Here is a 12,305-nt window from a genome sequence, read left to right as displayed (position 1 = left end):
CACCACGCCGCAGCGCGGAATACCTACACGCTGGCGCCATCCTCAGAGTGCGCATCCATGCTTATCTGCGAAGGCCCATTAATTCTGCCTTGGAGAAACCACGTGAGACCGCCAAGTTGGATGCGGCATTATTGGATATGTGGCCGCGCTTGGACCTTCAACTTAAGAAGATAAGTGAAACAAGGCCGCCGATGAAGGAAGCTCGGCGAAGTGAAAAAGATATGGTGACCGAAATATTGGGAACAGTTCGTGATATTGCGCGTCAATTACCCCAGGCCAACTCGGGCATGCCGCCTTTAAGCGGTCCTCCCGCCACCAAGTTAGAACTGCTGCAAATTCGAGCAATAATTACAGAAGAACTCGAAAAATATCCGGATGCCTCGGCCGTTGCGCTCAGGCATGGCTCCTCAACTCGAAATATCAGCATAACTACCACGCAGCCGATCCCTCTAAAGGTGCAATCGAGAATTCGCAATTTAATACTTAGTGACTTTGTATCCATTCGCGACGTAATTTTCATTGAAGAAGGCTCCTAGTGGGCAGGGGGAGCTGAGGAGTAGAACTGACGGCGCCGTCCTGAAGCCGAAACATGGAGATTCGGCTGCGGACTGCATTTCCTTTTGAATCACCCTGATAAGAGACTTAGGTGAGATCGGATAAATATCGAAAACTGACTAGGGTACTTGAAGATCGCTGGACTAAACTCCACGAATGATTGTTCGCATGAATGCAATGTTCTTTCTATTTCGTTTCATAAACGAGTTTTTTCTCGCGTGACCCTTGGTGGTTGTTGACTTTTCGGATTTGCGTGAAAATTAATACTTGTGAATTCCATGCATTTGGGTTCACTGGGGGCAACGTAAAACGATTGAGCGGAGAAGGTGCCAGTAAATTCATTTACCCTACAATCATCATGGGCTTAGCCTCCGACGTTCTGCAGGGTGACCTCGACCCTGAGCGTGCCGGGTACGGTCCAAGGCGCTCCGGGGACTCAGTCCCGACACCCGCGGCCGGAAGAGAGTCGCAGGGCGTCGAGATCGGTGGCTGCCGCCCGCGGAAGCTTGGAGGTCCTGGAGTTCGTTGCTCGGGCAAATCTCCTCAAGAACGTCCACCCCCGCCGTAGTACACGGACATACAGCGCAACGTTGCACCCACCGGACGTAACCTGTTTAGATGCCTCGTTTTGCGCTTGATATTGAGTCCGTGCCCCGCCCCGTCCGCGCCCAGGAGCTGCTGGATGCGGTGAACCACCGGGTGGTCATCGCCGACGGGGCCATGGGCACCATGCTGCAGGGCCGGGAGTTGTCCCTCGAGGATGACTTCCTGGGCCTCGAAGGTTGCAACGAGATCCTCAATGCCACGCGGCCGGACGTCCTCGCGGATATCCATGACGCGTACTTCGCCACCGGCATCGACGCCGTCGAAACCAACACCTTCGGAGCCAACTGGTCAAACCTCTCCGACTACGGCATCGACGACCGGATCGAAGAGCTCGCCCGGAAGGGCGCGGAGATCGCCCGCGAGCGCGCCGAAGCGGCAGAAAAAACGGACGGCCGGATGCGCTGGGTCCTCGGCTCCATGGGCCCGGGCACCAAGCTCCCCAGCCTCGGCCACACCACCTACGACTACCTCAAGCAGACCTTCGCGCTGCAGGCCGAGGGCCTCATCGACGGCGGCGCGGACGCGTTCCTCATCGAAACCAGCCAGGACCTCCTGCAGACGAAAGCCGCCGTCAACGGCTGCAAGCAGGCCATCGTCACCCGCGGCATCCGGCTGCCCATCTTCGTCGAGGTGACGGTCGAAACCACCGGAACCATGCTGATGGGCTCCGAAATCGGCGCCGCGCTCACCGCCCTCGAGCCGCTCGGCGTCGACGCCATCGGCCTAAACTGCGCCACCGGCCCGGACGAGATGAGCGAGCACCTCCGCCACCTCTCCAAGCAGTCCTCCGTGGCCATCGCCTGCATGCCCAACGCCGGCCTGCCCGTCCTTGGCCCCAACGGCGCGCACTACCCGCTCTCACCCACCGAACTCGCCACCGCGCACGAACAGTTCGTCCGCGAATTCGGCCTGGGCCTGGTGGGCGGCTGCTGCGGTACGACGCCGGAACACATGGCCGCCGTCGTCGAACGTCTTGCTCCCTTCCGCACCGCCGCCGCGGTCACCAGCGGCGGGCGGGGCGCCGACGGCGAGCGCCTGCCCACCGAGCGTGAAGCGGGCATCGCGTCCCTTTACCACCACGTGAATTTTGACCAGGAGTCCGCGTACCTCGCCATCGGCGAGCGGACCAACGCGAACGGTTCGAAGGCGTTCCGCCAGGCGATGCTCGAGGAGCGCTGGGACGACTGCGTGGACATCGCCCGCGAGCAGGTCCGCGTGGGCGCGCACCTGCTGGACGTCTGCATTGACTATGTGGGGCGCGACGGCGTGGCCGACATCAAGGAGATCGTCTCCCGTTTCGCGTCGGCCTCCACCCTCCCGCTCGTCATCGACTCCACCGAACCGCCGGTCCTGCAGGCCGGGCTGGAACTCATCGGCGGACGCCCGGTGGTCAACTCCGTCAACTACGAGGACGGCGACGGCCCGAACAGCCGCTTCGCGCGCATCATGCCGCTCGTGAAGGAACACGGCACCGCCGTGATCGCCCTGACCATCGACGAACAGGGCCAGGCGCGCACCACCGAAGGCAAGGTGGCCATCGCCTCGCGCCTCGTTGACGCCCTGGTGGGCGAATGGGGGATGCGCGTCGAGGACATCATCGTGGACGCCCTGACCTTCCCCGTGGCCACCGGCCAGGAGGAAACCCGCCGGGACGGCATCGAAACCATCGAGGCCATCCGCCAGATCACCACCAAGTACCCTGGCATCAACACCACCCTCGGCGTCTCCAACGTGTCCTTCGGCCTGAACCCGGCAGCGCGCATGGCCCTGAACTCGGTGTTCCTGCACGAGGCCGTGCAGGCGGGCCTGACCAGCGGCATCATCGACGCCGCCAAGATTGTGCCGCTCGCTTCCCTCCCTGAGGAGCAGCGCAAGGTGGCCCTGGACCTCGTCTATGACCGCCGCGAATACGACGCCGACGGCAACGTCACCTACGACCCCCTGGCCATCATGCTGGACCTGTTCGCCGGGGTCGACACCGCAGCGCTCAAGGACCAGCGCGCCGCGGAACTCGCGGCGCTGCCCACCGGCGAACGCCTGCAGCGGCGCATCATCGACGGCGAAGGCAAGGGCCTGGAAGCAGACCTGGACCTGGCCCGCAGCGAAGGCATGTCACCGCTGGGCATCATCAACGACCAGCTGCTCGAAGGCATGAAGGTGGTGGGTGAGCGCTTCGGCGCCGGCGAGATGCAGCTGCCCTTCGTGCTGCAGTCCGCCGAGGTGATGAAAAACGCGGTGGCCCTGCTGGAGCCGCACATGGAGAAATCGGATTCCTCGGGCAAGGGCACCATGGTGATCGCCACCGTCCGCGGCGACGTGCACGATATCGGCAAGAACCTCGTGGACATCATCCTCACCAACAACGGCTACAAAGTGGTCAACATCGGCATCAAGCAGGGCATCGCCGAGATCATGGCCGCGGCCGAGGAACACAACGCCGACGTGATCGGCATGTCCGGGCTGCTGGTGAAGTCCACCGTGGTGATGAAGGAGAACCTCGCCGAACTCCAGTCCCGCGGCCTGGCGAAGAAGTGGCCCATCATCCTCGGCGGCGCAGCCCTGACCCGCGCCTATGTGGAGCAGGACCTGGCGGAGCAGTTTGACGGCACTGTCCGGTACGCCAAGGACGCCTTCGAGGGCCTGGCCCTCATGGAACCGCTGGTGCAGGTGGCCCGCGGCGCCGACCCCGCCGCCGTCGGCCTTCCGCCGCTGAAGAAGCGGATCCACAAGGGCGGCCCGAAGTTTACGGTGACCGAGCCGGAGGCGATGCCCGGCCGGTCCGACGTCGCCGCTGACAACCATGTGCCGTCGCCGCCGTTCTGGGGCACGCGCATTGTGCGCGGCGTGGCGCTCCACGATTACTCCACCTTCCTGGACGAACGCGCCACCTTCATGGGGCAGTGGGGGCTCAAGCCTGGCCGCGGCGATGACGGCGCGTCCTACGAGGAACTGGTGGAACGTGAGGGCCGGCCGCGCCTGCGGTACTGGCTGGACCGCATCCTCGGCGAGGGCATGCTGGATGCGTCGGTGGCGTACGGCTACTTCCCGGTGGTTTCCGAGGGGGAGCAGGTGGTGGTGTTGCACCACGGTACGGATGCCGACGGCGTCCTGGGCGCCGCGGGCCTGCTCGCGCCCGATGGTGGTTCGGGCGGTCCGATCGGCACGGAGCGGCTGCGTTTCGACTTCCCGCGCCAGCGCCGCGACCGTCACCTGTGCCTCGCCGACTTTGTCCGCTCGCGCGAAACGGGGCAGATTGACGTGCTGCCGGTGCAGTTGGTCACCGCCGGGGCGAAGATTGAAGAGTTCACTTCCAAGATGTTCGCCGCCAACCAGTACCGCGACTACTACGAGCTCAACGGCCTGGTCATGCAGCTCACGGAAGCCCTTGCTGAGTTCTGGCATGCCCGAATCCGCTCGGAGCTGGGTTTCGCTGCCGAGGAGCCGAAGGACAAGGCCGGTCTGTTCAAGCTCGAATATCGCGGTGCACGGTTCTCGCTCGGCTACCCCGCGTGCCCGGACATGGAGGACCGCCGCAAGGTCACGGAGCTGCTCAAACCCGAGCGGATGGGCGTGGTCCTCAGTGACGAGCTGATGCTGCACCCGGAACAGTCCACCGACGCGTTCGTGTTCCACCACCCGGAGGCGAAGTACTTCAAGGTGTGATGTGGGGTCCTGGTGTCCTGGAAGCCTAAACGCCTCGGCGGTCGAAATGCTGCCACGTGTCAGGTTGGAATCTAAGCTGTCCATCAGCAAGCCAGGGATAGAGGTCCGATTCGCGTCTGAGGGACTTCATGCCGATATAGCCATGGGCGGGCACAGAGGCTTTCAATGTGGGATCGCTGAGTAGGTGCCGGACGATTGAGGTGACGCCGCTCCGGTCGGCAATTCTAAACTCTTTACATTCTCCAGCAACCCCGGTCCGCGAAACTCGACTTAGGTTGCCCTGAGCAGTCGCGGTGTTACGTCGTCTGTCCCTGCCCGAACTTGGTCGTCGCCCGTAACCCGGAACCTCGTCTGGTCCCTAATCATCGTTGGTCCTAGTCCGTCCAAGTTGGAGGGAGCCGGCGGAAAGGTTGGCCGAGAATATCGGTGATGTTCAGCGTATCGCGCTGGGCCATAGCTTCCCGGAGGTCGGGGGGAAGGAGTGTTCGGAAGACGTGCCATTCGCTCATTCGTCCTCTGCTGATTGTCCAAAGTTCTTCGCGGAGGTTGATCGATTCGGCGAGGAAGTCGAACCAGGACTGTTTCAGTTGTTCGTGGGTCGTTGTTTCCTGAATCTGTGAGAGCCGGGCGCGCAGGTTCTTTTGGACGTAGGAAGAGAAGTCGTTTACAGCGACAACGCGGTCAAGTATTGCTGCAGCGTAGGGGTTGAACGCCATGGAGGGTATCCATAGTGCGATTCCCCTCCTGTGCTGCGCCTTGTACCGGTCGATTTCCTGCAGTGCGACTCGCAGCCAACCTTCATTTCGCAGGAGGTTTTCAAGCCTTTCTTCATAGGTCCCATAGTCGAGTTGTCCGAAGTCGGGTTCGGTTAGGGTCTGCAGACCGGCGGTGCGGATCGCTGCCTTGAGTTCGGCGTGGTGCCGTCTGGCAGGGCTAACCGTGTCGGACGGTCGTGCGCCGGTCACCAGCCAGATGAAGACATCGATCATGACGGTCAGGTCGAATGCAATGGAGAGCACGGCCAGTGCCGACAGACGTCGCCATTTTTCTGCCTCCCAGTGGCTTCGAAGGGCTGCGAAACCACCGATAGTCAGTATCGAAAGAAGTGTGGCAGTGAACACCCCGCCCAGCAGTGGGTGCTTTTGGAAGAAGTCCCCAACTTGAGGGTCTGAGAGCTCCCAGGTCAGTAATGCGCCGAGTAGGGCAAGCATGATTGCCAGGCGACGCCAGTCCTTTGGGCTGACATCAGCCCAGACGGATCTTCTCCTGATTTTTCCGGTGGTTGCCACCGAGTCGTTCATAAAGTCGTATGAACTTTGCTGTGAAGGCTTTTCCACGTCACGCATGCCTTCCTCAAGTGTGCAGTTTCCTAGGGATAGGTGCAGTCACGGTCCTCTAGTTTGTGGTCGGATTCGTCCTGCTGGGTGCGGGCATGCCGGAGGGTTGAGCTGCGTTTAGCAACCTCTGTATTTGCTGGAAGGTCCGGTTTGCGTGTGCTTCCTGTTTTTTGAGTCGGGGATGTAGCTCCTGACAGCGCGCGCTAGTCTGCTGAAGAGCTTCTTCCCAGTGGGCGAGCTTATCCAAAGCAGTAGTCCAAGTCCGCAGGGCCACGAGAAGCGGAGTCAGACAGCCCGAGAAGCGTACCCCTGCGGACAGGAGCATTGCCGTGAGTACAAAAGTGTCGCGGTCTGGCCGACGAGGGTCCAGTGGGCCGATACCTTCGGCTCGAATCTTTTCCAGCGCCGGGGCGAGCCACCAGGCAGAGACATCGAGAATGAGGTCCTGAACGTGAGGCCAGACCACGCAGTCACGAAACGCCGCTGCAACCATCCTGCGATACTTCGGATCGCGCCCAGCCTTGCCCGGTTGCCCCGTTTGTAGATATGCCGCATTCGATTCACGATCTGATGCCTTTCCATGCAAGGTATCTGTCAAACCCGATCGGGCCACAAGAAGGTCAGGATGACCTTCATGGATTGTCATGGTCCAGTCGAGACTGGGGCCTGAGAACGCGGATCGGAAAAGATCTTGGTCCTCCGTCCACAAAGCCCATAGGAACCGGAAAAGCGCTCCACGATCGACATTGAACTGGATGGGCCCCAGACTCACCCCGGCACCCGCGTCCCATGCGTTAATGCTCTCCAGTTTCCCTTCGACTTCAGCGATGACCGGGAGGTAGCAGCGGGGTTCCTGAATGGGAAGACTCACCAGAGGAGGAGTTACGCCACTCACCAAGCCGCCCGCATCGTAGGAGGCCTTACCGCGCCGTATGGGTTGAACGGGAAAGGCTGCGGCTGCGTTCGAGGCCAATATGACACGGAGCAACGGCAGACTCAAAGCGCGGGCTCGCATGGGCTGTATACCTTGGACGCTTGCGGCAAGGCGGTCCGCCAACCTATTGCGGTACCGGTCCGCGTCCTGCGCAGGCAACGCGTAAAAGGTTTTCAACTCCGGGACGTCCACGCGCCTCCTTCCCGGCCCCCCGGGATTTTCAGGCATGAGGAACCGGTCACCGCCATTGATCGAAAGAGCCATGATGTCCGCGGGCCCGTCGAAGCCCGCCACGGGTGGGGCTATCAAGGATGCTTGGGGGCCGAAGGCCTCGACTTTGTAGGTAGGGGGACTGCCTATGGAGGTTATGAGAGTGTGTTCAGTGCTCCTGGCAAGGGCGGCTTGGGCTGCATCGTCGAAGCTGAGTCTGACGTCCGTTGGATCCCTGGGGGTGACGGTCAGTTGTGTTTTGCCTAAGAGTAGTTGCCCCACAGGGAGTATCGATTCTGGCGACAGCCAACGGAAGACATCGGCGGAAGTTGTTCTGCGCAAAGGGTCATTCATGACGTCCACTCCTTCGGGTGCCTTGGATAGAGAGCCCATGTTTTTGGCGCTGTCGATGTTTTCGAGTGCCTCGACAAGAGCTAGCGCCAGCGAACAAGCCGCGGCGGCGTCCAGGCGACCTGCTCCGTAGCGCCTGTCGTCGCCGGTTGGATCTGGCGGGTGATGTTGGACGGATTCCAGCAGGAGCCACCGGGTTAATTGCATCGGAATTTTTCTCGGAGCGAAAGTTTCGAAGACTAGGGCGATAGTTCCGCTCACGTGGGGAGCTGCCATAGAGGTCCCGCTTTTGGACACCAAGCCATTTCCAAGCCGTTGTCCGTCTGGCCCGATGATTGACGACCTCGCTGCAACTACGGAGCTGCCGGGTGCCGCCAGGTCTGGTTTTCTCCTTCCATCACGGCTGGGACCGACGCTGGAAAAGCTGGCGATCTTCTTCTCGGGATCGTTGGCGTCATACGCGGCGACGGACAGAGGCAGGTGGCCGTGACTGAGTGATCCTGTGCTATAGGCGGACGTCGCCACATCCTCTGAAAAGCGGGATTGGGCGGCTGGTCTGGTACGCTCAATCCACGCATGAATCACCCCGTTTTCTATTTTTTCGCCGTATAGGCGTACGGGGTATGTTCCTGGAGGTGCAGCAGCTTGAACAAATATGTTGACTACGTTCGAGCCGCTGTTTGGGTCTCTATGGCGGTGAAAGCCCGACATTAAAAGAATGTCGTTGTCCTTTGCTATTGCTTCTTTTCCGAGTGGCAGATCTGCCAGCTGTGTGCCATCTGGGCTGTATATTGCGGCTCGCAGGCGGTCTTCCGGCGCGTACCAAATCTCCATTTCCGCCGCTTCATGGGAGCGTCGATCCGGGATCTCCCACAGGAGATCCCGCACTTCGTTAGTAGCAATGTCGAGCTTTGCCGATAAGCGGGCTTCGTAGTAGTTGCCACCGCTGAGGACCAATGCCAAGCCTGGAACGGTCGCGAGGGCGTAATCGAAGGCTTGTACCGCCAGTGGGTATGGGTCGTGCGATCCGCCTGTGCGTCCGGCACTGACGTTGACCACAAGCGGGCGCCCCTGGGCAGCGTCCAAACACCATGCGAACCCCTCCAAAAGTCTGGCGGAATCCGCCAACGAGTCCTCAGGGCGAGTATCGTCTGCGGACAAGTGGCAAAACAGGATGTCACAGCCTGGGGCTACCCCAGGTGAGGCCCCTGGAGCGCGGCCATTCCCGGTACCAACATCTGCCACATGCGTCCCGTGGCTGCCCTCCCGTTGTGGGTCCACATCTGCCCAGTCGTATCCTAGGGACAGCTGTGGGCTGCGCGTAGATAGTGCCTTATTGATCGCATCGGCGTCGAGGACGCGCCCGTATCCGAAGGGCTCCGGGCTTAGGGGTGAAGCCCCTCCCCGCTGATCCCAAATGCCAACTATTCTCGTTGAACCTAGCCCGTCCGCACCGAAGCCATCATCCCTGCGGAAGCATTGGTGCGTGACGTCGATGCCCCAGTCCAGAAAAGCAACGATTACCCCGGCGCCAGTCAAAGGTTTGCCGGCACCATTTCCGTTTCTGGGGCGGGGGAGCATGTCTGGTCGGGCGTGCATGTCGGCGACGGAACGATGAAGTGTCGGTGAGTATGTCCGTGCCAATTTGAGGCTTCTGACGGCCGGATGGTTCCGCACTGCCCGTACCTTGTCGGCCTTGACGCGGCCTGTGACTACGGGACCGAAGGTAGAGATAATTCTGAGATTCCCCACCAAGGACCCCGGCGGATCCAGACGAGCGACCACCGGCAACTCGTCTGAACCCGACTGCGCTTCCGCGTCTCCTGTCGTGGAGCCGGTGTTCAGCAGCAGTCTGTGCCGCAAGGCTGGGTCGAACTCCATGACCGGCCTCAAAAGCCCTTCCGCTACTGAATTAAATTTTGTTGGGCTGCATTCATAGCGTCCCAAAGGTCAGGTATTTGCTTTTCATCACCAGCATTTAGCTTCTTTCCACCATTCTTGAGAATGAGATCGGCGAGTTTTGCCGCTTGTGCCACAATTTTCGCGTCAGGTGCAGCTGCTGGAGCCGGTGCACCCTTGATGACTGCATCGCGGAGGGCGTCGGAGGCAATCGGGCTCAGAACCGGGATCTTTTGAAGATATTCGGTTGTCACGTCTGCCGGTTTCTCGGTTGCAAGTTTGACCACCGGTATCATTGCTCTGGCAACGTCGTCAGCAATTCTTCGTTCCCGCCTCAGGCCGTCCCTGACTTGGGTCGTCACCACGGTAGCCGCGATCGCACTTTGTTGCGAAGCCGGGCCGGGAACCATCGTCATGGCTAGGGGAACAGTTGCCCTCTGGCGTTCAGTGGCCTTCATGGAAGCCAGCATCACGAGGCCGAAAAATCCTGGGGGGTATGCCATTTCGCGTCTCACTTTCTCGGATTCATGGCCATGATCATGAGCGGCATCATCATCGCGTCATTGCCGCTGCCTCCGCCCTGCCCCATCATCATGAGCGGGAGCATCATCATGGAGTTGTCGCTGTCGTCGTTGTCCACGACCTTTCCCGTGGCCGGGTCATGAGTGTGGCCTTGTATGCTTTCCTGCAACTGCTGCTGGGTCATCATCGCCATAACCATGGTCATCATCTGCTGGGAGCTTTGCTCCCGCCGAAGACGCGCAATGCGGCGCTGGTTGGCCTGATTGCTCTTGGTAACCGCAGTTCTGACCTTCGAAATGTCACGCTTGGTTTCAGTGACGGCCGCTGCCACCCTGGTCGTTAGACCGTCGACATCCTTAGCGATCGTGTTTAGGCGGCTCGTATCCCTATTGATGCCCTCCTGTATTTGCCGGATGGTTGCCTCGAATTCGCGGCGAGAGACCACAGGTTCTGGTAGCCGAAGCGTCGCGTTGCCGGCGGGGGTGTTCAAACTTGCTGTTGACACACCTGCTCCTGGAGCTCCAACCGTGAACCTAGACAATGGCGGACGGCTTGGCCCTCGGCTACCGAAAAGCCCTCCCAAGGCATTCCCGATAACTGAAGCGGGGCCCCCTAGCAGGCCGCCAAGCAACTCCGATTCATCATCAAAGGACTCATCGTCAAAAGATTCGATATCCAACGACTCATCGTCAATCGATTCGTCGTCCCACGCTTCAAGATCGTCTATCACAGCCACTGCTGCTCCTTTAGCTAGTCCGTCTCCCCTGAGGCGACCCGGGCTCTTGTAATAATCAGTCCGGCACATTCCAGCGCTGGTGTGATCCAGCTGATCAGCGCATCGATGTCGACCGGATGAGTTCCTGGCCCCCCATTGCCCAGGCATGTGCGGCAGAATTTGTTGAGTCCCCAGCAGGCCGGGCAAGTGCCCAGCACTCGACTCACATGCCTAACCATGAGGTTTGCCGCAGCAAGTTCTTTGCGAAGCGCATTCATAATTCTTTGAGCGCGTTTTAGTTTTCGTTCCACCATGGTTGATTCGAGGGGCTCCTCCTCCTGGTATTGGTTCATGTGCTGTAGGAGCATGGCAGCTAATGGGTCACTGGATGCCCGTGCAGAAAGTTGCTCGGCAAACATTGCGTTCACGTCAGGTTGCACGCGGTCACCTCACCCTGTTTTGTCTGAAATGCTTCGGTCTTCGTTGTCAATCCACTCGCCGCCCGCATCCCCTGGCCAATTGACCTCCCTCACTTCTCCTGCGGGGTATTGCGGCAAGTCCTCTGGGTCCATTCGCTGGTCGGCTCTCGCGTCAGAAGTGTCCGCGCTTATCGATGCGGCCTTTTGCAGCGGCTCAGAAGAGGCAATTTCGACAATGCGTCCCAGTTGTGCAGACAGAGCAGTCAGTACGGGCACCAAAGCCCCTATCTGATCTAGCAACTGTGATAAGCGCGCGTTATCCGACGGCAATTCCTGCCCAGGGGCAGACCTTGGCAGTTGAGGGTTAACCTTTGGGCTCATGTGTGCAGTCGGCGGCGCTGTTGGTCGCGCGGTTGAGGCCGGCTTAGCCACATTCGATGATGTGGTGGACGAGCGTCTGGGCTGCATAGCAGTCTGCGCTGCCCCGAGACCGGCTCCCACAAGCCCTCCGACAAGTGCGCCCCAAGGTCCGGCAGCAGCACCGCTGGCCGCACCGGAGGCCGCACCCTGACCAATGCCTGAAAGCCACTGGGCAACACTAGCTTCGTCTTCGTAGCTCATTGTTTCCGACAATTCTTCGACAAAGGTATCTTCTGACAAACTTCGAGTGCCAAAAGAGTCGCGCAATGAATTTTGCCCGAAAGCTTCAACAAAAAGCTCTGGTTCATTCCAAAAGAAGTCATTGTTAGCCCTGATGATCATTTCGCTTCCTCGTATTAGAGACGATGTGCCATATTAGGTCGAAGGCCGTTACTGCCACGTCATTGCCGCGTCACTGGACCTTGGATCCAGAGCATCTACGACTCGGTCGTCAAGTCCTGGGCTCGCCGCCTCGACGGTGGGCGTGGACTGGTTGTCCAGTCGAGTAAACGTCAAGCGATGCCTCGCGTCGTAGGTCCTTTGCTTGCCGTAGGTCCATATGCGCTTGGTTCACTACCGTGAGTTCGGCGTTGTATTGGGTGAGCCAGTTGAGTAGTTCGATGGCGACGATCGGAACTGCCCCGGCGTCTGCTCGCTCGGGGCCTTCACAGAGG

General features: G+C 60.1%; 7 protein-coding genes. 2 read left to right on the top strand and 5 right to left on the bottom strand.

The features are described from left to right. On the top strand, positions 1-536 hold a 536-nt coding region (locus ACP7AX_RS17690; RefSeq protein ID WP_426228303.1), incomplete at its 5' end, for a hypothetical protein. Positions 537-1,173: 637 nt separating this feature from the next. Next, positions 1,174-4,824 (top strand): methionine synthase, encoded by a 3,651-nt coding sequence (metH, locus tag ACP7AX_RS17685; protein ID WP_426228301.1) that lies wholly within the window; start codon positions 1,174-1,176, stop codon positions 4,822-4,824. 374 nt (positions 4,825-5,198) lie between these two features. On the opposite strand, the gene ACP7AX_RS17680 is transcribed toward metH, so the two are convergent. The 5 genes from ACP7AX_RS17680 to ACP7AX_RS17660 all read right to left on the bottom strand — a co-directional run bounded on the left by ACP7AX_RS17680 (position 5,199) and on the right by ACP7AX_RS17660 (position 11,973). Further along, positions 5,199-6,170: a hypothetical protein gene (locus ACP7AX_RS17680; RefSeq protein ID WP_426228299.1), complete on the bottom strand. Its 972-nt coding sequence runs from the start codon at positions 6,168-6,170 to the stop codon at positions 5,199-5,201. A gap of 49 nt (positions 6,171-6,219) precedes the next feature. Then, a complete protein-coding gene (locus ACP7AX_RS17675) occupies positions 6,220-9,237 on the bottom strand; it encodes a S8 family serine peptidase (protein WP_426228311.1) in 3,018 nt (1,005 codons plus the stop codon). A 323-nt stretch (positions 9,238-9,560) separates the two neighbouring features. Then, positions 9,561-10,013, bottom strand: a complete 453-nt coding sequence (locus ACP7AX_RS17670) for a hypothetical protein (protein ID WP_131683065.1) — start codon at positions 10,011-10,013, stop codon at positions 9,561-9,563. 53 nt (positions 10,014-10,066) lie between these two features. Then, the gene (locus tag ACP7AX_RS17665; protein ID WP_131683064.1) at positions 10,067-10,813 is read right to left on the bottom strand and encodes a hypothetical protein; all 747 of its coding nucleotides are present in this window, start codon (positions 10,811-10,813) and stop codon (positions 10,067-10,069) included. Positions 10,814-11,241: 428 nt separating this feature from the next. Then, complete coding sequence (locus ACP7AX_RS17660) at positions 11,242-11,973, bottom strand: hypothetical protein (protein ID WP_426228296.1); 732 nt, start codon at positions 11,971-11,973, stop codon at positions 11,242-11,244. Between the last annotated feature and the right edge of the window lie 332 nt (positions 11,974-12,305).

The sequence above is a fragment of the Pseudarthrobacter sp. DSP2-3-2b1 genome (assembly GCF_049895945.1).
GTDB lineage: Bacteria > Actinomycetota > Actinomycetes > Actinomycetales > Micrococcaceae > Arthrobacter.
The sequence above is the reverse complement of the archived record's forward strand: the minus strand, read 5'-3'. Positions and strand labels throughout refer to the sequence as shown.